Source organism: Shewanella sp. (assembly GCF_013214165.1).
Classification (GTDB): domain Bacteria; phylum Pseudomonadota; class Gammaproteobacteria; order Enterobacterales; family Shewanellaceae; genus Shewanella.
In genome coordinates this window covers 1-24,032 of record NZ_JABSSM010000036.1, presented here as the reverse complement: position 1 = coordinate 24,032, position 24,032 = coordinate 1, and the positions used below count along the sequence as shown (strand labels likewise).

19 protein-coding genes and 1 pseudogene are annotated in these 24,032 nt (G+C 48.9%); 8 read left to right on the top strand and 12 right to left on the bottom strand.

Features of this window, described 5'->3' with window-relative positions:
• Positions 1-2: 2 nt before the first annotated feature.
• From HRU42_RS12040 to HRU42_RS12020, 5 genes are all read right to left on the bottom strand, one after another.
• On the bottom strand, positions 3-782 hold the full coding sequence (locus HRU42_RS12040; RefSeq protein ID WP_295031444.1) for a CsgG/HfaB family protein: 780 nt from the start codon (positions 780-782) through the stop codon (positions 3-5).
• 3 nt (positions 783-785) lie between these two features.
• Positions 786-1,175 carry a curli assembly protein CsgF gene (locus HRU42_RS12035; RefSeq protein ID WP_295031477.1) on the bottom strand — a complete coding sequence of 130 codons (390 nt, stop codon included), beginning with the start codon at positions 1,173-1,175 and terminating at the stop codon, positions 786-788.
• Positions 1,176-1,222: 47 nt separating this feature from the next.
• Positions 1,223-1,603 carry a curli production assembly/transport protein CsgE gene (locus tag HRU42_RS12030; protein ID WP_295031475.1) on the bottom strand — a complete coding sequence of 127 codons (381 nt, stop codon included), beginning with the start codon at positions 1,601-1,603 and terminating at the stop codon, positions 1,223-1,225.
• 375 nt (positions 1,604-1,978) lie between these two features.
• Complete coding sequence (locus HRU42_RS12025; protein ID WP_295031442.1) at positions 1,979-2,731, bottom strand: single-stranded DNA-binding protein; 753 nt, start codon at positions 2,729-2,731, stop codon at positions 1,979-1,981.
• A gap of 77 nt (positions 2,732-2,808) precedes the next feature.
• Positions 2,809-4,176, bottom strand: a complete 1,368-nt coding sequence (locus HRU42_RS12020; RefSeq protein ID WP_295031441.1) for an MFS transporter — start codon at positions 4,174-4,176, stop codon at positions 2,809-2,811.
• A gap of 82 nt (positions 4,177-4,258) precedes the next feature.
• Here HRU42_RS12020 and HRU42_RS12015 point away from each other — a divergent pair, with 82 nt between their 5' ends.
• From HRU42_RS12015 to HRU42_RS11995, 5 genes are all read left to right on the top strand, one after another.
• Positions 4,259-4,462, top strand: coding sequence for a hypothetical protein (locus HRU42_RS12015; protein WP_295031439.1), 204 nt, complete (start codon positions 4,259-4,261; stop codon positions 4,460-4,462).
• Between the two features lie 816 nt (positions 4,463-5,278).
• The gene (gene uvrA, locus HRU42_RS12010; protein ID WP_295031437.1) at positions 5,279-8,116 is read left to right on the top strand and encodes an excinuclease ABC subunit UvrA; all 2,838 of its coding nucleotides are present in this window, start codon (positions 5,279-5,281) and stop codon (positions 8,114-8,116) included.
• A gap of 592 nt (positions 8,117-8,708) precedes the next feature.
• Entirely contained in the window at positions 8,709-9,794 is a 1,086-nt protein-coding gene (locus HRU42_RS12005; RefSeq protein ID WP_295031436.1) for a M28 family peptidase, read from the top strand.
• Between the two features lie 248 nt (positions 9,795-10,042).
• Complete coding sequence (locus HRU42_RS12000; protein ID WP_295031434.1) at positions 10,043-11,890, top strand: DEAD/DEAH box helicase; 1,848 nt, start codon at positions 10,043-10,045, stop codon at positions 11,888-11,890.
• A 389-nt stretch (positions 11,891-12,279) separates the two neighbouring features.
• Entirely contained in the window at positions 12,280-13,230 is a 951-nt protein-coding gene (locus HRU42_RS11995) for a hypothetical protein (protein ID WP_295031433.1), read from the top strand.
• A gap of 13 nt (positions 13,231-13,243) precedes the next feature.
• On the opposite strand, the gene HRU42_RS11990 is transcribed toward HRU42_RS11995, so the two are convergent.
• Positions 13,244-13,687, bottom strand: coding sequence for a hypothetical protein (locus HRU42_RS11990; protein WP_295031432.1), 444 nt, complete (start codon positions 13,685-13,687; stop codon positions 13,244-13,246).
• Between the two features lie 142 nt (positions 13,688-13,829).
• Positions 13,830-14,723, bottom strand: a pseudogene (locus HRU42_RS11985) (NAD(P)/FAD-dependent oxidoreductase); the annotation flags it as partial.
• A gap of 159 nt (positions 14,724-14,882) precedes the next feature.
• On the opposite strand from HRU42_RS11985, the gene HRU42_RS11980 reads away from it, so the two are divergent.
• On the top strand, positions 14,883-15,263 hold the full coding sequence (locus HRU42_RS11980) for a hypothetical protein (protein WP_295031430.1): 381 nt from the start codon (positions 14,883-14,885) through the stop codon (positions 15,261-15,263).
• Between the two features lie 241 nt (positions 15,264-15,504).
• Entirely contained in the window at positions 15,505-15,909 is a 405-nt protein-coding gene (locus HRU42_RS11975; RefSeq protein ID WP_295031428.1) for a hypothetical protein, read from the top strand.
• A gap of 446 nt (positions 15,910-16,355) precedes the next feature.
• Here the strand turns inward: HRU42_RS11975 and HRU42_RS11970 are convergent, their stop codons facing one another.
• From HRU42_RS11970 to metB, 5 genes are all read right to left on the bottom strand, one after another.
• The gene (locus tag HRU42_RS11970; protein ID WP_295031426.1) at positions 16,356-16,583 is read right to left on the bottom strand and encodes a cysteine-rich CWC family protein; all 228 of its coding nucleotides are present in this window, start codon (positions 16,581-16,583) and stop codon (positions 16,356-16,358) included.
• Positions 16,576-16,998, bottom strand: coding sequence for a GFA family protein (locus HRU42_RS11965; RefSeq protein ID WP_295031425.1), 423 nt, complete (start codon positions 16,996-16,998; stop codon positions 16,576-16,578). Before HRU42_RS11965 ends, HRU42_RS11970 begins: the two co-directional genes overlap by 8 nt.
• 52 nt (positions 16,999-17,050) lie before the next feature.
• Positions 17,051-17,941: a methylenetetrahydrofolate reductase gene (gene metF / locus HRU42_RS11960; protein WP_295031424.1), complete on the bottom strand. Its 891-nt coding sequence runs from the start codon at positions 17,939-17,941 to the stop codon at positions 17,051-17,053.
• 1,490 nt (positions 17,942-19,431) lie between these two features.
• The gene (locus HRU42_RS11955) at positions 19,432-21,819 is read right to left on the bottom strand and encodes a bifunctional aspartate kinase/homoserine dehydrogenase II (protein ID WP_295031422.1); all 2,388 of its coding nucleotides are present in this window, start codon (positions 21,817-21,819) and stop codon (positions 19,432-19,434) included.
• Between the two features lie 22 nt (positions 21,820-21,841).
• The gene (metB, locus tag HRU42_RS11950; RefSeq protein WP_295031421.1) at positions 21,842-23,002 is read right to left on the bottom strand and encodes a cystathionine gamma-synthase; all 1,161 of its coding nucleotides are present in this window, start codon (positions 23,000-23,002) and stop codon (positions 21,842-21,844) included.
• Positions 23,003-23,235: 233 nt separating this feature from the next.
• Between metB and metJ the strand changes: the two genes are divergently transcribed.
• Positions 23,236-23,550: a met regulon transcriptional regulator MetJ gene (gene metJ / locus HRU42_RS11945; protein WP_005500679.1), complete on the top strand. Its 315-nt coding sequence runs from the start codon at positions 23,236-23,238 to the stop codon at positions 23,548-23,550.
• Positions 23,551-24,032 lie beyond the last annotated feature (482 nt).

The following is a 24,032-nucleotide window of genomic DNA, read 5'->3' as shown; positions in this document are numbered from 1 at the left end:
AGTTAGGTCTTCTCGGCTGGCACATATTGATTCCAATATCCCTGCTCGATCCCTTTCTCTATGATCTCAGCCACCGCTAGCTCTATTGCCTGCAGCACACAGAACTGCACCGGCTCATTGGTGGTGAAACCTATTTCGGCTTCGGCCAGACGATTTAAGCTGGTAAAACGGATCAAACCAGCACGCATCTCCTGGGAGAAGACTCGCTTAGTGGTCGATACCGACATCATCACCTTGCCAGTGTGTACGTCCACGGCTCTGAGATAGATGGTCACCTGATCTTCCCGATACATCTCGGAAGCACCGATGCCATAATATTCGACCCCGGCACCACCAGTGCTGATGTTGGACTCGTAACTGATGATCCCCCCCTCAAGCAGCAGGCGCGCATTGGTCAGTGGCTGCACTTTAGAATCTTTCGACTTCATCGGCTGCTTCTTGCTTATCTTCCGCTCAGTAAGCAGATTTTGCAGCCCCTCTCGCTCCACCGGCGTGAACCACTTAGACTCTAGCAGAGTCTGGATCAGCATAGAGGTCGCCCCTTGGGTCACCGCCGTCGAGAAAGAGCTGACATTTTGCTGAGGCTTATATTGTCCAGTCTGATCCCTGAAGGAATAAACGGCGACCGGTATAGGGTATTTAGGCCCAGGTTTTGCCTGTAGATCACGCATGGTTTGACTCACAGGATTAATCTCAGCCTGGGTAACATTGAGCTCGGGTTTAGGAATTAGACTACAAGCCGAGAGTAATAGTAGGCCACAACAAGAAATTAACGTCTTCATTATTTAGCCTCCATAAGTGGGCATTTCTATCACAGTCACTTCACCCGTTAACAGGTTAGTGATCGTCAACATGACTCCACCGCCAATAGTGGCGACCTCGATGCGAAAATCTCCGGTATCATAAATGCCGTCGCTGATCTCACCATTTGCCACACCTCGGGTAACAGTGTTGAGAATATTACGCTCCAGTGATTCCTTAAAACGAGTGACGAAATCTTTCTCTGCACTATCTGCCGTATGATCATTCTGTATATTGGCTTTATTGAGCAGATATGAGCCATTGAGAGGCGAACCGCCAAAACTGGGGTTGATTGGGGTATAAACTAATTCGGTGGCTTGAGTCTGGTTTGCCACCAGACTTGCGGCAGATAGCGCGGCCCCCATAAATAACATCCTGTAATTCATTATTCTTATTCCTAATCATCTTGGTTACTAGCTTGCTAGTAACCATCTGAGGTATCGGCAAATTCACCTGTTATCGCATTTGCTCTGATTTTAGCCATGTAGTCTATGGTGAGTAGAATGGCCTGCTCCGCTCTCTCCTTAATAGGGTTAGCTCGGCGTCCAAAATGGGTCCTATAGATAGCCGTTCCATTGACCTCTAAGGTGAGCTGTGTCCCAGATTGTGGGAAGACAGTTTCGTATAGAGTGACATTAAATCCCTGGGTAAAAGGGAGATCCCTCCAATAACCTGAATAGTAGAAACCAAAATCTTTTCCAAAGCGCGTCAAGGTTCTATCGATCACTAGACCGCTAATCTCTATGTCGTCCTCTTTAGCCATCACAGGCCAGACAAGACTCAGTAAGAGAAAAATTAACATCAGTTTTTTTACCATACACTCAGTCATCCCCCTAGGCTTAGTAGGCTTTTACATATGCCGAATCCAGCGCCGACGGGCGATTTCCTTATATTGTTATAGTGACAGACATGAACCTGTCCACAGTAACAGCAAAACCGACACTTACGATGAGCAAAATGGATTAAAGCCTGGTTCAAGCGCAAAACTAGAAGAAGGGAGTAATACTTTTGGCTAGTAATACATAGGTAAAAAGCATTAATAAGGGGACACAGAGATCTAGCCGGCTCTCACGGTCTCGAGCCCCATCCCTCGAATAAGGCGCATAAAAAAACCCCGCCGTAGCGAGGTTCCTGAGTCATGCATAGGGAGTATATTTGAACATACTCCTTAGTAAGCCTAGAACGGGATATCATCATCCCAACCGTCATCGAGATCCGGTGTGAAATTCTGTTGCGGCGCGGCCTGTTGTGGCTGAGGCGCTGGGCGTTGCTGTGGAGCAGCAGGTTTAGTCTCCGCAGGCTTTGGCGCTTGTTGAGCTCCTTGCTGGGCACCTTGTTGAGCTCCTTGCTGGGCACCTTGTTGAGCTCCTTGCTGGGCACCTTGTTGAGGCTTGGCCGCATAAGCTGGAGCCTGCTGTTGTGGCGCAGCCTGTTGCTGTTGACCATAACCGCTTTGTTGAGAGGCTTGTTGCTGAGGAGCCTGCTGACGCTGCTGTTGAGGCGCCTGCTGGTAACCACCAGACTGTTGTTGCTGACCTTGCTGCTGACCTTGCTGCTGACCATAGCCACCTTGCTGTCCGCCACCTTGACCACGGCTATCGAGCATCTGCATCTCGTGAGCATTGATCTCAGTCTTATAACGGTCTTGACCGGTCGCTTGGTCTTGCCACTTACTGGTCTGCAATTTACCTTCGATATAAACTTTTGAACCCTTCTTCAGGTACTCGCCAGCAACTTCAGCTAAGCGACGATACATGACGATATTGTGCCACTCGGTGCGCTCTTGTTGTTGACCTTGTTGGTCTTTCCAAGACTCACTCGTCGCCACTGTAAAGTTGGCTACGGCATTGCCATTTGGCATGTAACGAACTTCAGGGTCTTTCCCTAAGTTACCGACCAAAATTACCTTATTGACACCACGACTGGCCATTGAAATCTCCTGAGATATTTTTACTAATTACTATAAGTTTTACGCCCGCTTCGAAACACCATATCCGAACAGGCGAGTTAGCTGACAGAGCCTAACACAGCTCGCGCTTCTCTTAAATCGAAATGCTCATCAACTTTTAAATATGCGACTCTCTCTTCTAAGACTACTATCGCCTCGGCCACGCCGGTTAATTGCGACAACTCACTTGCCATAGCCCTAGCCTGTTCTTTACCTTCTACTGCTGCTTCAAGGGTATAGCTCTTGAGTAACACGGGATTTTCCATGCCTAAGGTCAATAACAACCAGACAGCCATCAAGCACAGAGCGACCGTAAATACCCCGACGGCGCCCAATAATTGATATGCACCGCCACCGAGTAAGCCACCACAGAAGGCACCGAGAAATTGACTGGTAGAGTAAACCCCCATGGCAGAGCCTTTATCACCCACCGGACAAAACTTGGCGATCAAACTCGGCAATGAGGCTTCTAGGTAGTTAAAACCGGTAAAAAATAGCACCACGGCAATACTCAATACCATTAGGTTGTTGGTAAACAGCGCCATCAAGGCTAAGGCCAACATCATGATCAACAGAGATGCCTGAAACGTGGCCTTAGTATTTTTCTTCTTCACCCCGATAACGATCAACGGCACCATCAGCAAGAAGGCACCGATAAATGCCGGGAAATAGAGCATCCAGTGCTTCTCTTTCACTAAGCCCGCATCGACCAGATCCAGTGGCAAGGCCACAAATACTGCCGTCAGTACTAGGTGTAGAATAAATATTCCGGCATCGAGTCTGAATAGTTGCGGGTCGGTGATCATGGCCTTTAACTTGGTAGGCGTCGCCACAGTGTCACCTTTCGGCGCATGGGTGATGGGAGTAGGCACCAGAAACTGCACGATCAACATGCCGAGCACCGCCAGACACGCCGTCAAGGCGAACAAGCCCGATAAACCAACATACTGGGCAGCAATTGGCCCGACCAATAACGACAGTGCGAAGGAGAAACCTATACACATGCCGATGATCGCCATCACCTTAGTGCGCTGCTCATCCCGGGTTAAATCCGCGGCCAAAGCGAGCACGGCTGCGGCAATTGCCCCCATGCCCTGTATGGCCCGACCGGCGACGACGCCATAAATCGTGTCGGCATTGGCGGCGACCAAGCTACCGATAGCGAACACGACCAAACCGATGAGGATGATGGGTTTACGGCCAAACTTATCCGATAGGATCCCCATAGGGATCTGCAGCGCGGCTTGAGTCAGACCATATGCACCTATGGCTATCCCCACCCATAGCGGTGAAAATCCCTCGAGATGTTGCCCGTATAGCGCAAACACAGGCATGATCATGAACAAGCCCATCATACGCAAACCAAATACACCAGCTAATGAAAACGCGACTTTTGTCTCAGTCTTTGAGAGTCCGTTATTGGCCATATACCGCCCTGATCTGAAACCATAAAATAAGTCGCGCATGTTATCACGAAGCCGTTTATAAGCGCAAAGCAGCTAACTGAATGTGGCATCGAAATTACGAAAATGTGACCTAGTCACAGCAAAGCTGCAGCTAGGAACGGGCTACGCCCTACAGAACGCGGCAAAGCCGCTGCCAGAACGTGACTTCGTCACTGCGAGAGCGGGCTGCGCCCTGCTAGAACGCAGCAAGCTGCTGCCAGAACGGGCTGCGCCCTACAGAACGCGGCAAGCCGCTGCTAGAACGTGACTTCGTCACTGCGAGAGCGCAGCAAGCTGCTGCTAGGAACGGGCTACGCCCTACAGAACGCGGCAAGCCGCTGCTAGAACGTGACTTCGTCACTGCGAGAGCGGGCTACGGCCTGCGAGAGCGCAGCAAGCTGCTGCTAGGAACGGGCTACGCCCTACAGAACGCGGCAAGCCGCTGCTAGAACGTGACTTCGTCACTGCGAGAACGGGCTACGCCCTACAGAACGCGGCAAGCCGCTGCTAGAACGTGACTTCGTCACTGCGAGAGCGGGCTGCGCCCTGCTAGAACGCAGCAAGCTGCTGCTAGGAAAAGATTTTGCTCTTGTCTCGTAGCCAACTCGTTGGCGTCCTCTGAGTGAGTGTAAATCCTTTTACAAGGCCAGTTCGTCATCCATGACTCTCGTTCATGAGCTAATGGCTTCACCATATTCACCCTGCGAACGTTCCGTAGCCAACTCGTTGGCGTTCCAGCAGTGAGCTTGCGAACGCTCTAGCAGCGCAGCTCCCTAGCAGCCAACGTGTTGGCGTCCTCTGAGTGAGTGTAAATCCTTTTACAAGGCCAGTTCGTCATCCATGACTCTCGTTCATGAGCTAATGGCTTCACCATATTCACCCCGCGAACGTTCCGTAGCCAACTCGTTGGCGTTCCAGCAGTGAGCCCGCGAACGCTCTAGCAGCGCAGCTCCCTAGCAGCCAACTCGTTGGCGTCCTCTGAGTGAGCCCGCGAACGCTCTTGTAACCAAGCGTTAAAGCAATTCCGCTTTTATCATTTTTTATGCGATAATCGATCTCTTTTTTATTCGGCATAGAGAGACAGATGGACAAGATTGAAGTACGTGGTGCCCGCACCCACAATCTAAAAAACATCGACTTAACGATACCCAGAAATAAGTTGATTGTGATCACCGGACTTTCAGGCTCAGGAAAATCATCCCTAGCCTTCGATACCTTGTATGCCGAAGGCCAGAGACGCTATGTCGAATCTCTCTCCGCCTATGCGCGCCAATTTTTAAGCCTGATGGAAAAGCCTGATGTCGATCTGATTGAAGGTCTCAGCCCAGCTATATCCATCGAGCAAAAATCCACATCTCACAACCCCAGATCTACCGTAGGCACTATCACGGAGATCTACGACTATCTGCGATTGCTGTTTGCCCGTGTCGGTGAGCCCCGTTGCCCGACCCATGGCCAACCGCTCGCCGCACAGACCGTCAGCCAGATGGTCGATAAGGTCATAGAGTTGCCCGAAGGTAGCCGCCAAATGTTACTGGCCCCTGTGGTCAACAATCGCAAGGGCGAGCATGTCAAACTTCTCGAAAGCCTGGCGGCTCAAGGGTTTATTCGTGCCCGTATCGACGGGGAGGTCTGCGATCTGACCGATCCTCCAGAATTAGAGTTACATGTGAAGCACACCATAGAAGTCGTGGTCGACCGCTTCAAGGTACGAGACGATATTAAGCAGCGCCTGGCCGAGTCATTCGAAACCACACTCGAGCTCTCCGGTGGTATTGCGACTGTCGCCTCTATGGATAATGACCAAGAAGGCCACACAGAAGAACTCTTGTTTTCAGCAAATTTCGCCTGCCCACACTGTGGGTATTCCATGGCCGAGTTGGAGCCGAGAATATTCTCCTTCAATAATCCGGCTGGCGCCTGCGGTACCTGTGATGGCTTAGGTGTGCAGCAATTTTTCGATGCTGACCGAGTGGTATTGAATTCTGAACTGTCCCTCGCTGGCGGTGCTATTCGTGGCTGGGATAGACGTAACTTCTATTATTTTCAGATGCTCAGTTCATTAGCCGAACACTATAAATTTGATATTGAGAAGCCCTACCAGCAACTCACTGATGACGTACGCAAACTGGTGTTATACGGTTCCGGCAAGGAAACCATTTCCTTCAAGTACATCAATGACCGAGGGGATGTAGTGGTACGTAACCACCCTTTCGAAGGCATTCTCAACAACATGGATCGTCGTTACCGTGAAACCGAGTCAAATGCCGTTCGTGAAGAGCTGGCTAAGTTCATCAATACTCAGTCCTGTCAAAGCTGTGGTGGCTCTCGTCTGCGAGAAGAGGCAAGAAACGTATTTATCAAGGATCTTAACCTGCCAGTACTGACCGAGTGGTCTATCGGCGAGGCCATGGACTACTTCAGCAGTCTAGAGCTACCGGGGCAGAAGGGTCAGATAGCAGAGAAGATCCTCAAGGAAGTGCGCAACAGACTCGGCTTCCTGGTCAACGTGGGGCTCAATTATCTGAGTCTATCCCGTTCGGCGGAGACATTATCCGGTGGAGAGGCCCAGAGAATAAGACTCGCCAGCCAGATTGGCGCCGGTCTGGTCGGTGTCATGTATGTACTCGACGAACCCTCTATTGGCCTACACCAGAGAGATAATGAGCGCTTGCTGCAAACCTTAGTTCACCTAAGAGACTTGGGTAACACGGTGATCGTGGTCGAACACGACGAAGATGCGATCAAGATGGCCGATCACGTTATCGATATCGGCCCGGGAGCCGGGATCCACGGCGGCGAGGTGATCTGTGATGGCACCCTGCAAGATATTCTCGACTGTGAGGCGTCGATCACCGGCCAATATCTGTCTGGTGCCAAAAAAATCCATATCACTGAAGCACGCGTCGCTTACGACGCCGACAAGGTGATTGAGCTATTCGGGGCCAGTGGCAACAACCTTCAGGATGTGGATTTAACCATTCCCGTCGGCCTGTTCACCTGTGTCACCGGCGTATCGGGTTCCGGCAAGTCGACACTGATAAACGACACCTTCTACAAGATAGCCCACAGACAACTCAATGGTGCCACGGTAGATGAACCCTCCCCTTATAAGCGTATCGAGGGCATGGATCACTGCGATAAGGTGGTCGATATCGATCAGAGCCCTATCGGTCGAACGCCCAGATCTAATCCGGCCACCTATACGGGTATTTTCACCCCGATACGTGAGCTGTTTGCCGCGACTCAAGAGTCGCGCACACGAGGCTATAAGCCGGGACGTTTCTCTTTCAACGTCAAGGGCGGCCGCTGTGAAGCCTGTCAGGGCGATGGTCTGATTAAAGTTGAGATGCATTTCCTGCCGGATGTTTATGTCCCCTGTGACGACTGTAAGAGCCAGCGCTATAACCGTGAAACGCTAGAGGTAAAATACAAGGGTAAAAACATTCACGAAGTCTTGTCTATGACTGTCGAGGAGGCGCGTGGTTTCTTCGATGCGGTGCCCGCCATCTCCCGCAAACTGCAGATGTTGATGGAAGTCGGTCTGTCTTACATTGGCCTAGGTCAGAGTGCGACTACGCTATCGGGCGGTGAAGCCCAACGCGTCAAGCTTGCCAAGGAGCTATCGAAAAGAGACACGGGCAAGACCCTATATATTCTCGATGAGCCGACAACCGGACTGCACTTCGCCGATATTCAGCTACTGCTGGACGTCTTGCATAGACTAAAATCCCATGGCAACACCATAGTGGTGATCGAACACAACTTGGACGTCATCAAGACTGCCGACTGGATCATCGACTTAGGACCCGAAGGCGGCGCCGGAGGTGGAACTATCCTGGTCAGCGGTACCCCGGAAGAGGTCGCTCAGCATACCGAGTCCCATACGGCACGTTTTCTTAAGCCTCTGCTGCAAGGATGATGACAAGTTGACCTAAACCTAAGGGTGATCATACTTGTAAATATAAGTGCCGGACCGAGTCGATATGGCTTGGTCCGGCTCACTAAATCTAGCTTATTATATTGATAACTTTATACAAACATGGAAATTAACGGGTCATATTTAGCCAATTTCTAGAGCACATTTTAGCGAGATAATCTGTAATTCGACTCCTAATGAAGTCAGATTACATTTTGACCTTGGCTTATTTTTATCGTCATTCCGGCAATGCTTGTGGGCGGGGATCTGGCTGCCTTGGTATTGGCTATTTTGTTTAAGGTCATAGCTGCATTGATACTTCGCCCTGCCTTGGAAGCTCGCAGCCACAACTACAGTGCTGTTCTTCTCTCTTCGATTGAGGTTTTTGGGGTCACTCTACGTTTGAGCTAGCCATTCGTTTATGCCGCAAAGTTTGCTAGGCTTCGAATGAATATTGACCACATTGTTTGCTTCTTGGATGCAAACAATGACACCAGCCCCCCAGCATTATCCGATTCGACAGGTAAACCGAGTGTATCTCTGCTTAAATAGGGTTAAGTTAGATAAAACAACTGGCAGCCATAAAAGGAACGGGATGGATCCAACTCCTCATCGATTTAATAAGCTAACGACTGCTAAGCTGAAATTTCAGCAATTAGCTATGCTCGTCACTCTGCTGTTAACTAGCCAGCTCATCTCAGGCTGTACTCACTCACACTTTTCCTACGCCTCATGCAAGACTCAGCTCGCTGCCGAATGGGTCTACACAGACCAGCTTCACGCCGATATCGCCAAGCTCACCTCACCGAAATTAGAGGGAAGAAAAACCGGTACCTTAGGGGCCGAGTTAACTAGACAATATATCGCCAACCGATATGATGAAATAGGGCTTACCCCATGGAAAGGTGAATATTCAGTCCCATTTACATACCAATATAACTTAGGTGAACGTCAGGGGGTCAATATGGTCGGCGCCTTCTATGCCGCCGAGCCCACAGACAAATGGCGGGTCATTCTCGCTCATTACGATCACTTAGGCATGAAAGGACGTAAAATGTACCCGGGAGCAGACGATAACGCCTCCGGGGTCGCGGCTCTTTTACAAGTCGCCAGCCAAATTGCAAAACACAACAAAATCGAACACAATCCAATAGATTCAGCTCCACGCCAAGTGCAACCCCAAGTGCAACCCCAAGCGCCAGTCAACACCTTATTTGTCGCCACCGATGCCGAAGAACCAGGCCTCTTTGGTAGCTATGCCTTAGTCGAACAACTCAAACAACTAAATGCCATCCCACAAATAAAACAGATAGAGTTAGCCATCAACTTGGATATGGTTGGCCGTCCCGGTCGCTCCTATGTTATTTATCTCGAAGGCCGGCGGGGTTTCTCCCATTTTGATGAGATAAAGCAGACATTGACCGACACCACGGGCCTGTGTATCAAGGCCAAACATGCCCGCCCCCTGGCTAGGAGTGTCCAGAAAATAGACTGGCTGAGGGCCTCTGATCACTATCCTCTACATAAGGCCGGGATCCCCTGGCTCTACTTTGGAGTCCCGCCTCACAATGATTATCACCAGAGCGGTGATACTGTAGAAAAAATAGATCTTAAATTTCTGGCTGCTGTAAGCGAATCTGCCTATCAACTGCTGATTATCGACAGTTTAACGTTAGAATAAACCTGAAAATCACTAATAGAAATTAAATATCTCACTCCTTAACTCATTAATTGGCTTGATATTTGCTAGGAAACTATCGATTATACGGGCTAAAACACCATCTTTAATTGGTAATACCAATTGCACCCTGCTATAATATTCGGCTTACTGATACGTTATTCGGTGCGGGAAGTCGACACGGGGTTGATTTTCTGTCTATAAACCTATGTGCTTTACGAGCACTCTGCTATTCCACAAGGTTACAACCCATGTCATCCAATGAACTAACTTTCCGCGAACTCGGTCTTGCCGAGCCTCTTTTGCGTTCTCTTGACGAGCTTGGCTATGAGAAGCCAACCCCGATTCAAGCCGCAAGTATCATCCCTCTTATGGCGGGTAAAGACATACTAGGTCAGGCGCAGACTGGTACAGGTAAAACGGGTGCTTTCGCACTGCCACTACTTAGCACCATAGACCCTTCAATTAATGCTCCGCAGATTTTAGTCTTAGCACCGACTCGTGAACTTGCCGTGCAAGTTGCCGAAGCGTTCGCTACCTACGCTAAATTTGTTAAAGGCTTACATGTACTGCCAATTTACGGCGGTCAGAGCATGCAACAGCAGCTAAACGCCCTAAGACGTGGCCCTCAGGTCATCGTTGGTACGCCTGGTCGTGTTATGGACCACATGCGTCGCGGCACACTAAAACTTGATTCACTAAAAGCTATGGTCCTCGACGAAGCCGATGAGATGCTTAAAATGGGCTTCATCGACGATATCGAATGGATCCTTGAGCATACGCCTAAGCAACGTCAACTCGCTCTTTTCTCTGCCACTATGCCAGAGCAAATCAAGCGTGTCGCTAATAAATATTTGACCGAGCCTGTTCACGTTAAGATTGCTGCTACTACAGCTACTGTTGACACCATCGAACAGCGCTTCGTGCAGGTCTCACAACACAACAAACTTGAAGCACTGGTACGTGTTTTAGAAGTTGAGAAGACCGAAGGTATTATCATCTTCGTTCGTACTCGTAACAGTTGTGTCGAACTGGCTGAAAAATTAGAAGCTCGCGGTTACGCATCATCACCTCTACACGGTGATATGAATCAACAAGCACGTGAGCGTGCAATTGATCTGCTTAAACGCGGTAAGTTAGACATCATTATTGCAACAGACGTCGCAGCTCGTGGCCTTGACGTTGAGCGTATAGGACACGTAGTTAACTACGATATCCCATATGATACTGAAGCTTACGTTCACCGTATTGGTCGTACAGGTCGTGCAGGCCGTACAGGTATGGCAATTCTTTTCGTTACACACAGAGAAATGCGCATGCTACGCACTATCGAACGTGCAACTAAGAGCCGCATCTCTCCGATGGACGTCCCGAGCCCTGAGACAGTAACTGAACGTCGTCTTTCTCGCTTAGGTGAGCAAGTTGCCGAGGTTATCGCTAAAGACTCTTTGGACTTCATGAAGGGTGCAGTAGCAAAGCTATGTCAAGAGCTAGAAGTCGATACAGATATTCTTGCCGCCGCTCTGCTTCAGCAAGTACAGAAAGACCGTCCTCTACAGTTACCAGCGATTCACGAACGTCAACGTGATAGCCGAGATGATCGTAACTCTCGTGACCGTAATGATCGTGGTGACCGCGGTTCTCGTGGTGAGCGTAGCGAGCGTCCACGTCGTGATTCACGCCCGACTCCTAGCAACTTAGGTACAGCTGACGCACTTAAAGACAGTCCAGACGTTAAGATGTGTCGTTACATCATTGATGTTGGCCGTGACAATGGCGTTGGTGTAGGTAATATAGTCGGTGCCGTCGCGAACGAAGCTAACATCGACAGCCGTTACATTGGTCAAATTCAGTTATTCGATCAAATAACAGCCATCGATCTGCCTGCCGGAATGCCAGCAGATGTACTGCAACACCTTAGAAAAGTACGTGTATGTGGTAGACCTCTGAACATTCGTGAAGCCGAAGGTGCCGAGCTTCCTTCAGGTGGAGATAGCCGTCCACCACGTCGCCCACGCAGAGATGCTAGCGATCGTCGCCCATCATCCTCCGGTGACAGAAAACCCCATCGTAAAGGTGGCGCTCCTAAAGAGAGCTAATCTAAGATGATTCACAGGCGCATAGACGCTAAGTGAAAATATCAATGAAAAGGAGCCTTGGGCTCCTTTTTTTATGGCTTACTTTTAGTAAGTACCACCAGAGACAAGTGTTGCCAGTCAGGGGCTTAATAACACTAAATACTAAAAATCAAGCATGACAACCACGCCGACACCACACATACCCCACCCCACTTAAGCATCACAAAAACAAATAAAACAAATAAAATACAATCAGTTAACATGACAATGCAAAACCGAGACCTAGCTCACACTCCCTGATATTTATGTGATCTTAAGCAAAAATTAAAAATACAATGCCAACCAAAGATACAGGACGAACATTTTAGGCTCAGGTTTATCCCCTTCGCTTAATCATCACAGGTAGGCATATGTTGTTAAAATTTAATCAAGATGTCCGTCTGCGTATTGGCGATGTCATTGTGCAATACCGACTCATAAATAAAGATACTCCAGTAGTGATAACCTTCCCTCCCGGCTCAGAATGGATAACTGAATTAGAGACAGATGAAGTACTCTGGGGTTTTGATTTTTTCAAACAACAGCAGATAAACGTCATCTCATTTTTCCATACCCAGCAAGATGAATACTTCCGTTCGGTAGCTCTGCAACATTTTATCGAGCAACTGGGAGCATCCCTTGCCATATTTCCTGAGAAAATAGGCTACGGGATCAGTCGAGGTGGCTTTGCAGTATCATTACATGCCAATGCCCTTGGATTAGATAGAGCCCTATTAATGATGCCTCTGAGCACTTACTCACCTTTGTTAGCGCCTTGGGATCCGAAAGTTATCAAAGCCGATAAGACAAGCCAATACTCAGGGGACAACAATGACGCCAGTGGCTGCAAGACACCCTTGACCATCATCTATGACCCCCTATTGAAGCCTGATCGCCTCCACATGGAACGGTTTAGCGGTGAAGTGCAAAGACTCAAAATCTCAGGTGTCGGCCATAGAATAGGTAGAACGTTAAGAGATCTCGGCATATTAAAAGAGACGGTATTAGATTTTGTACACGGCAGGCTAGATCTAGATAATTTTCCCCGACGAGTAAGGGGCAGAAGAACACTGTCATTTTATCTCAAGAGCCTCTCCAGTGATCCCACTGGCAAACTCACCCTAAAGCGTAAGCAGGTGATCTACTATCACAAGCTATTATGGAAATTAAAGCATATAGAAGATGAACCGAGAAAGGTGGCTACTAGACTCAAGGATAGCCTGTTGAAAAGAATTGATGAGTCTCAAAAGTTTCTTACTTGCTCGAGAAACTTTTTTCCCGCTAAAGCGTTCGTCATGACTAACTTTTTTGTTTTTTGCTAGCAAAAAAGTGAAACTAGCCAGAAAATCCCGCTAAAAGCATAGGCTTGATAACGCTATCGAAAAACACGACAACATATAGTATGAGTAGTAGTAAGACGCTGACGATACAACGCCTTCGTGACTCTAGGCCATCAGGGTTGAGCAAACTTGGAAAAAGAAGAAAATTGAATGGATTAAACAGATTTTGATAACAGATGATGCCGATGCCATGTCTACGCCCTCGCATTAGCATACGATAGAAAAAAAATGCGAAACGGATCAGCAATAAAGGGATGCAGACTAACATTGCCAAAGAAAAAGCCAACTCAATACCCGATATTTGAACATCAATTTGTGTTAACTGATTTAACTCACCGGTTAGTGAAAAGACAAATCCTATGGTCACAATTAGGGAAAAAAGTAAAAAAAGTAAGCTATAACCAAGTAACCTATACCAGTCTATTCTGACGTTACGCATATGAACACCTCAAGCCAACAATAACCTTGTCCATAATAGAACTCCACTATAAATCTAGTACAATTTTCACCAATCCAACATTGCCGCAAACACTTTTTCAAAAGTGCGCCACTTTCACCGAGCTAGAGTCCCAACTCCTGGTTTATTTTTCCTCTGCCAGTAATGCTTCTACATATTTCGCTATTGCCAAGCTGGCGGTGAGTCCTGGAGACTCGATACCAAACAGGTTAATTAAGCCCTGTATGCCGTGTGCCTTACAGCCATCAATGCGGAAATCTGCAAAACCAGCGTTAGGCCCTTGAAGCTTAGGTCGTACTCCCGAGTAACTAGGCCGAAGCTTATTCGCATCTATGTCTGGGAAATATCGCCTTATTGCCTCGAGGAACCTAGGTTTCAAGTTTGAATCTATGCTGTAGTCTGGGGTTGTCGAGCGAGATATGTACTGGGTATCAGGGCCAAATTTCAGTTGTCTGCCCATGTCTAGGGTCGCATGGATCCCAAGCCCGGTGATATTTGTCTCTGGGACTGGATAGACAAGTCTTGAAAATGGACTCTTGCCCCCATAAGAAAAATAATGGCCTTTACACCAATGGAGCTCAGGAATACTTGCCCTCCCAACTCCGTCAATGTTCTGAGCCACATCAGTAGAGTATAAGCCCGCACTATTGATAAGGTAGCGACTCTGTAGCGACATGACTTCACCTTCAATATCCAGGCTAAGGTTAAATCCTTTATCTGTGGGCTCGGCCCCTATAAATTGAGTGTTAGCCGCAAACATGGCGCCATTGGATTCGGCCTCAGCTAGCAGGCTCTGCATGTAACTGTGGCTATCTATGATGCCGGTCGATGGCGAGAGGAGCCCGACTGACGCCTTTAACTCAGATGAAAATCGATGCAGCTCTCGTCGAGATTGCCATACAAGATCGTCAACACCATTGATGCTCCCCCTCAGCAGCAAACTTTGTAAATACGCTTGCTGATCTTCATTCTGGGCGACGATAAGTTTACCTAGTGGGTTAAATGGGATTCTTCTTTGTTGGCAATATTCATAACGTTTTCCATTTTAAGTCCCTAAGCCTTGGTCGACGACGCAAGATACATACTAGCAAGCATTACCGCCGATCACGTCAATTTACCCAATGACATTAATACACTATATTGAACATGACCAATATAAAAATAAAGGGTGACGCAGATGCCTAGACTCAGTTTTGGCTGCACGATAAACCATCTACAGAAAAGTATTGCCGAAGTGATTGTAGATCCTGACATTGAGCTCACCATAGAGATGGTTGAGGAACTAGATACTTATCTGAATACATACTATTCAGGCTCCTTTGCACTCCTGGTCAACAAAAAAAACTCATATAGCTACACTTACGAGGCGCAATTATGCCTGGCATCGCTAGAGAAACAGAAGGCTATAGCCGTCTTATATCATAATTTACACCAAGAGCAGATCCCGCCACAATTCGATAAGAAACGTAAGATGGATAACATTAAGATAAAAAGCTTTCCAGCCACACAACTAGGCACGAAGAAAGCATTAGACTGGCTGACATCGAGCTTAAATTAGGCTGTTTCTAATTGAGCTCGAATAGATTAATTATCATTAACCTACGAACTTATTCCCTCTCCGATGGCTCTAATACATTGAATTATAGATAAGCACTCAAGTCACCTAAATTTTATTTCGCGATAGATCAAAGACCAGAGTGCTTGCTTAACATAAATGTAACCGCTCACATTTTACAGGCGTAACTATTTTATACTAAGCTTCAATGGCGTTATTAAAATAATAATACAAGGAAGAAAACATGCATAAATTTAATTTTGGTTGTTCGGTCGAACTACTGACTAACAATATTGCTCAAGTGACTATTGAGCCTGGAGTCGAGGTCACGCTAGAGATGTTAGGCGAATTTGATGAATACATGAGTCAAATTTTTAACCATGACTATGCCTTATTGGTCAATAAACGACACAGCTACAGCTATTCATTCGAAGCTCAACTTTGCATGGCATCACAAGAAAACTTAAGGGCAACCGCCGTCGTTTTCTACGATGATAATGAAGCACACCTCCCGCCAGAATTCAGTCAGAGACGCAAGGTCGATGAGTTGAATATACGCCTATTTTCCGGCATCAATGATGGCAATAAAACCGCCGTCAACTGGTTAGAAGAACAGTTATCGACAGAGAAACAACTCGAGTTGACTTAATAATTTGGCTTGTCATTTTAAACGATTATGGAGATTCAACGGTTTGATAGGATGGGGGAATACCTACAGTAACAGCACAAAAACATTGTTCACGCCAATACCTGACAGCGACAAGGTATCTAGATTATCGCTGCTCAACATGTCAGGCCACAGACCTAAACTGACAATGGGTGCCGTACTGCTAAAGCTGAAATTTGCGTTAGCGTTAACTTGGCACTCTCTTGGGTCGTTGCATCGATTCACCAAAACACGCGTAAGCCAGATTAGTTTACCTAAATGGCACTCTAGTCACTCAAGATATCGAAAAAGCAGACAAATGGTTATCTAATGCCTATGCATTGGATAACAAAGCGATAGCGCTCGTATCAGAGATGTCCTGCTGTCTGACTGGGGCTTAGAGACGCTACAATTTAGGCTTAATTAGATTTCCTCAGAGATAAGCACAGCTAATCCAGACGTTTGATACCTAGTTCGACTTGTTGATTTAATTTATCTATGCAGGCTTCACAGATACAGGAGCTAGAAGCAGGCATAGCGCCTAGCATGGCATTTTTTGGCGGGAAAGTGACTCGAGTACACCAGCAAGCATCTATCGGCTCCCCAGACTCTACTGCACAAGTGTTGCTTTGTTGACAGAGCGGGCAAAGGTCTTGAGTTACGTCATGCTTATTCATCAATATCTACTTTAGATAAACTAGTGAGCCGATCGGCAGGATGATTAACGCCATCATATAGTGTTACGCCTTCTCGCAATAGTTTATGAAGTTGAAAAGGGTCATCCCCCTCTAAGCAAGCCAGGTTAAACGCATACAGGTGGGGATTAGAACGTCTCTGGTGATGGGTGTAAATTCCACATGTTGAGCAAAAATAATGTTTCGCACTATGGGTATTGAATTGATAGAGACTCAAGACTTCCTGCCCCTTCACGACCTCAAGATCGGCTAACGCCACAGAAGCAACAATCGCCCCGCGTCGCCTACACATGGAGCAATCACATCTGCGAGGATCGACTAAACCTTGGGGTAAGGTTAATTTAAGTTCGACGTCGCCACAGTGACAACTCGCCCTAAATTGATTTGTAACCGGCATAATCCCTCGTATATCTCATACTTACTTACAGCATTAACACACAAGATAACACTTATTTCCCAGGACGTACGCCTAATGTATGGCAGATTGCATAGGTCAGTTCCGCACGATTAAGGGTATAGAAATGGAAGTCTTTAACGCCTTCACGAGACAAGACCTTCACCATGTCGATGGCCACGTTAGCACCTACCATCTGACGGGTAGCGGGATCGTCATCTAAGCCTTCAAACTGCTTATGTAACCAACCGGGAATAGAGACATTAGTCATGCCAGCAAAACGCTTAAGCTGCTTAAAGTTAGTCACCGGCAGTATGCCTGGAACGATTTCGGCATCGATACCGGCGGCGACACAGCGGTCACGAAACCTGAGGTAGGACTCGACATCGAAGAAGAACTGAGTGATGGCACGGTTTGCCCCGGCATCTATCTTCTTCTTAAGATTGATCAGATCAGCCTGAGCATTGCTTGCATCCGGATGAACTTCTGGATAAGCCGCCACCGAGATATCAAAATCGGCGACAGAGCGCAGTAGACGCACCAAGTCATTGGCAAAACGGGTTGGCTTAGGACTGCCATCGGGGAGATCCCCACGCAGTGCCACTATGTCCCTGATACCTGATTGCCAATAATGTTTAGCCAGCTCTTTAAGCTCCTCATCACTGGCATCGACTAGAGTCAAATGAGGTGCTGCAACCAGATCAGTCTCTCGCTGAATACGGTCAATAACACCATGGGTGCGGTCACGAACACCAGAGTTGGCACCATAAGTCACAGACACAAACTTAGGTTTCAATGGCTCGAGACGGCGAATAGAATTCCAGAGGATTTTTTCCATCTCTGGTGTTGCAGGAGGGAAGAACTCGAAAGAAACGTTAATATCACCCTTAAGCTCAGACAAGCTCTGATTTAGTGATGTTGAATGTTGTGCGTGATGAAAACCCATTCCTATTCCCTCTACTGCTACTTAACTGAAAAACACAAAACCATCTAGACGTTTGGACGTCTAGATATCCATAGTAGTGGAGCTGAGTATTAAGTCAATAGCAAATGAAGTACTAAATTCAAATAAGATAGAACGAGAACGCGGCAAGCCGCTGCTAGGAACGGGCTACGCCCTACAGAACGCGGCAAGCCGCTGCCAGGACGTGACTTCGTCACTGCGAGAGCGCAGCAAGCTGCTGCTAGGAACGGGCTGCGCCCTACAGAACGCAGCAAGCTGCTGCTAGAACGGGCTACGCCCTACAGAACGCAGCAAGCTGCTGCTAGAACGGGCTACGCCCTACAGAACGCGGCAAAGCCGCTGCTAGGAACGGGCTACGCCCTACAGAACGCAGCAAGCTGCTGCTAGGAACGGGCTGCGCCCTACAGAACGCAGCAAGCTGCTGCTAGAACGGGCTGCGCCCTACAGAACGCAGCAAGCCGCTGCTAGGACGTGACTTCGTCACTGCGAGAGCGGCCTACGGCCTGCTAGAACGCGGCAAGCCGCTGCTATAAAAATCTTTAGATCTTGTCTCGTAGCCAACTTGTTGGCGTCCTAGCAGTGAGTGTAAATCCTTTTACAAGGCCAGTTCGCCATCCATGACTCTCGTTCATGAGCTAATGGCTTCACCATATTCACCCTGCGAACGCTCTAGCAGCGAAGCGCTCTAGCAGCCAACTTGTTGGCGTTCTCTGAGTGAGCCCGCGAACGTTCCGTAGCCAACTTGTTGGCGTTCTAGCAGTGAGCTTGCGAACGCTCTAGCAGCGAAGCGCCCTAGCAGCCAACTTGTTGGCGTCCTAGCAGTGAGTGTAAATCCTTTTACAAGGCCAGTTCGCCATCCATGACTCTCGTTCATGAGCTAATGGCTTCACCATATTCACCCTGCGAACGTTCCGTAGCCAACTTGTTGGCGTTCTAGCAGTGAGCTTGCGAACGCTCTCGTAGCGCAGCGCTCTAGCAGTGAGCCAGCGAACGCTCTCGTAGCCAAGCTGCTAGAACGTGACTTCGTCACTGCGAGAGCGGGCTGCGCCCTGCTAGAACGCAGCAAGCTGCTGCTAGGAAAAGATTTTGATCTTGTCTCGTAGCCAACTCGTTGGCGTTCTAGCAGTGAGCTTGCGAACGCTCTCGAAGCGCAGCGCCCTAGCAGCCAACGTGTTGGCGTTCTCTGAGTGAGCCCGCGAACGTTCCGTAGCCAACTCGTTGGCGTTCTAGCAGTGAGCTTGCGAACGCTCTAGCAGCGAAGCGCCCTAGCAGCCAACTCGTTGGCGTTCTCTGAGTGAGCCCGCGAACGTTCCGTAGCCAACTCGTTGGCGTTCTCTGAGTGAGCCCGCGAACGTTCCGTAGCCAACTCGTTGGCGTTCTCTGAGTGAGCCCGCGAACGTTCCGTAGCCAACTTGTTGGCGTCCTCTGAGTGAGCCCGCGAACGCTCTCGGAGCGCAGCGCTCTCGGAACTATTATTCTTGCACCAGATCCCGGCAAATTTGCGCCAGATCTGATTGCACAGCTGCTGCAGTCACTTCACGGCCGGCACCAGGTCCTCTGATGATCAGAGGGTTATCTTGATAGAAGGCGCTGCGGATAACAAACACATTATCGCCTGGGGTCAGATTGGCATAGGCATGCTGAGTATCGACCCACTCCATGCCAACAGCCGCCTTAAGCTGGCCATCAACAACATCGAGTCCGGCAACATATCTCAAGACCTTATTCTGCTCAGCCGCTGCCTGGAACTGCTGTAGCATCTCATGATCTAGCTCATCGATACGGGCTAAAAACTGTTCCAATGGAATATCGGCTAAGTCTGCTGGCACTAATGAATTGAGCTCAATATCTTCCAGTTCAATCTCGTGGCCAATCTCACGGGCCAAGATCAACAATTTTCGCTGCATGTCGCGACCGGACAGATCATCGCGGGGATCTGGCTCGGTAATGCCTAAGCCTTTCGCCTCCAACACCAGCGCTGAAAATGGCTTCTTAGCGTCATATTTCTCGAATAACCAGCACAAGGTGCCAGAGAATATGCCACCAACGGCTTCGATAGTGTCACCACTGTTATGCAGGTCGTTCAATGCATGCTGTACGGGTAACCCCGCACCACAACTGGCGTTGTAGCGCCAGAATAGCCTGCGATTACCCAGCTGTAGCTTTAGCTCTCGATAGAAAGCCAAGGGGCCAGAACCCGCCAGCTTGTTAGCGCTAACCACATGAATACCTCGTGAGAAGAACTCAGGGTATTGCAAGGTTAACTCTAAGCTGGCGCTGATATCCAAGGCGATGAGCTCGTCGCATTTCAGCGCTTGCAGCTGCTCAAACATATGGTCATAGAGCCAGGGGGTGGCTTGCTGCTCAAAATCCTGTTTCCAGGAATCGAGCGCTATCCCCTCCTCTTTTAACAAGGCCTTCTTAGAGCTGAGTAATCCCACCAGCTCCACGCTAGCTTCTAGCTCTTTATTGAGTGCGACTCGAGCACGACTGAATAGATCCACCCAAGCTTCACCTATATTTCCCACCCCAAGCAGCAGCACACCGATGCGTTTACGGGGGCCGGCGCAGCGACGATGCACTTTTTGAGTCAGCAGGTTCACTTGTGACGTCGGCACTAGGGTCACCAGACTCAAGCCATCTTTAAACAGTGGCCTGGCATCCCGGTTCAACAGGCGAGCGAAGCCACGGTGATAAAGGCCGGCATCGGCGCTGACCAAGGCGACTAGCCCCAAGTCTTCTCGCAAATGTAACTCAGAGATCCCCAGCCCATCTGTCTCCAGTATGGATTGAACTTGTTGCTGATTCTCGAGAGTAAAGGCCAACTCGACTCGATTATGAGCCAACTGCCAATGGGCTAAAGGAACCAGGCCCGCACCTTCCAATGACTCGGCCAGATGAGCGATGTCACTAGTTATCCTGAAACTAAACAGGGAGACACTGGACAAGTTAGTCACCACAGGAGCACTGGCTTGAGAGCTCTTGGGTGCGATCAGGGTGAAATCGGTATGCGAGGCATAGCTAGAACGAACAGCCAGGCTCACTTGAGTATCGAATAGGGGTTGTAAGGAACGGTTATGCAGCACAGGTGAACCCAGATGCGCTAAACGGTTAGCTTCATCTAACGACAGGCTCTTGAGTAGCTTGGCATCGTTAATCATGTTTGGATCGGCATTAAACACACCTTCCACATCTGTCCAGATGGTGACGCGCTCGATATCGGCTAAGCTGGCAATCAGGGTGGCACTATAATCTGAGCCGTTACGCCCGAGTAACAAGGTTTCTCCACGTCTGTTGGCGCAGATAAACCCGGTGATAATTAATCTTTGGTTGGCATGGTCATCTAGGGCTTGCTGAACACGTACTCGGGACTCATCGAGCCTGATCTGCGGCACGCCTCCTTCATCGGCTAACAGCAAACTTCTGGAGTCGATATCCGATGCCGCGACGCCGGACTCTCTGAGTAAGGCTGCCAAGAGACGCGCGGACCAACGCTCACCGAAGCTCACCACTTCGCTTCTTTTATATTCGTTTAACGCCTCTAGAGAAAACAGGCTAATGAGCTGATACTTGTCGATAGACAAGCGCTCTCTCAGGCTTCTGGCCTGCTCATTAGAAAGCAGCTGCTCAATTAAATTCTGTTGAAAGCTGATCAACACCTGCAGCTCTTCTTGCCATAGCTGACCTGTGTCTTTGAGTTGCAGTAATTTATAAAGAAAATTGGTGCTCTTACCCGCGGCCGATACCACGACGAGATCGTCGCTGTTGCCGTGAGTGAGAAGGATATGAGCCACACGGCGATAGCAATCTGCATCCGCTAAGCTAGAACCACCAAATTTGTGCAAATGACAACGCGCCATCTTTAACTCCTATCTACCGAGATTAACAAGTCGCCGCTGCTGCGAGTCCAGCTTCAATATCGGCAACTAAATCATCGGCATCTTCGATACCCACTGAAAGACGGATTAGGGTATCTTTTACCCCGGCTTCTGCTCGAGCCTCTGGCTCCATAGCTCTGTGGGTCATTGTCGCAGGAACGGCGACTAAACTCTCTACCCCACCTAAACTTTCTGCCAGAGAAAACACAGAAAGTTTGTCAAGAAAAGCGACCAGCTGAGTTTCTCCGCCCTTGAGCTCGAAACTCAGCATGGCACCGAAGCCCCGCTGTTGTTTCGCTGCGATCTTATGACCCGGGTGATCACTCAGGCCCGGATAATAGACCTTATCGACCGCCTCGCTGGCCGTTAATACCGCTAACACTCGCTGGGCATTGGCCTGATGCTCACGCATACGAACCGCCAAGGTGCGAATACCGCGTAGGGTCAAGTAACTATCGAAGGCCGATCCTGTTAGGCCCAAGGTATTAGACCACCAATGCAATAACTCACCGAGCTCGGCATCTTTGGCGACGACGGCACCACCGACTACGTCGCTATGGCCATTGATGTACTTAGTGGTCGAATGAATGACGATATCGGCGCCGAGCAGCAAGGGTTGCTGCAAAATCGGCGACAGAAACGTATTATCAACCACGACTAAGGCATCGACCAGATGACTCGCCTTGGAAATGGCTTCGATATCGACGACACGCAGTAGCGGATTCGATGGTGTTTCCAGCCAGACCATCTTAGGCTTCTGAGCAATGGCAGCTTCGAGTGCAGCGCTGTCGGTCTGATCGACCACAGCAAGTTTAAAGGCTCCCTTCTTGGCTAAGTTAGTAAACAGACGATAACTGCCGCCATAACAGTCATGGGGGACGACCAGCAGGTCATCAGGGCCAAGCAGGCTAGTCACCAAGGTGATCGCTGCCATACCGGTACAAGTCACCACGCCTGTGGCACCTTTTTCCAGAGCGGCGATAGCATCACCTAGAATAGAACGAGTCGGATTACCCGAACGACTATAGTCATAGTCTCTGGGGTTCTTATGCCCATCGAAGGAGTAATTAGTCGACAAGTAGATGGGGGGCACCACAGCACCATATTGAGTATCGGACTCAATCCCTTGACGCACTGCAATTGTGGCTAACTTACGCTCGGTCATCTACTACTCCTAAACTATTTACTGAACACCTTCTGCCTAACAAAAACTGGGAAAGAGATGTCTGGACGTCTAAATGTACCTAAGGGAACGCCTAGCGTCAACCAAATATAGACGTTTAGACGTCTAAACATACAGAAATCTATTTGCAATTGTCATAAATAAGAGGCAATAATTTGACTGCACAATTTAAAGGGTTAAAATCTGCCCCGAATTTTGAATATACAGGTGAGTCAATGACTGAGTGGAATGGCGATTATATCAGCCCATATGCTGAACACGGCAAGAAGAATGAACAAGTAAAGAAAATTACTGTTTCTATTCCCTTGAAGGTACTTAAGGTTCTCACCGATGAGCGCACGCGCCGCCAAGTGAATAACCTGCGTCATGCCACCAATAGTGAATTGCTTTGTGAGGCATTCTTGCACGCATACACGGGGCAGCCTCTGCCTAACGACGATGACTTGTCTAAAGATAAGCCTGATACCATCCCAGCGGAAGTGAAACGCTTGATGGATCAGATGGGTATCGAGTGGGAAGATGTAGAGTAATCAGCCTCGCTTAACACTTGAACCAGTCAGTTTCAGGGATCGCATTGCGATCCCTGCTTGCTTCTACACGATTACTAGGACGTGACTTCGTCACTGCGAGATCGGCCTACGGCCTGCGAGAACGCAGCAAGCTGCTGCTAGGAACGGGCTGCGCCCTACAGAACGCGGCAAGCCGCTGCTAGAAAACCAAGAAAGCGAGGACGTGACTTCGTCACTAGAGAACGGCTGAAAAGCGCCTCACAGAACGCGGCAAGCCGCTGCCAGAACGGGCTACGCCCTACAGAGCGCAGCAAGCTGCTGCTAGGAAAAGATTTTGCTCTTGTCTCGTAGCCAACGTGTTGGCGTCCTCTGAGTGAGCCCGCGAACGTTCCGTAGCCAAGCTGCTAGGACGTGACTTCGTCACTAGAGAACGGCTGAAAAGCGCCTCACAGAACGCGGCAAGCCGCTGCCAGAACGGGCTACGCCCTACAGAGCGCAGCAAG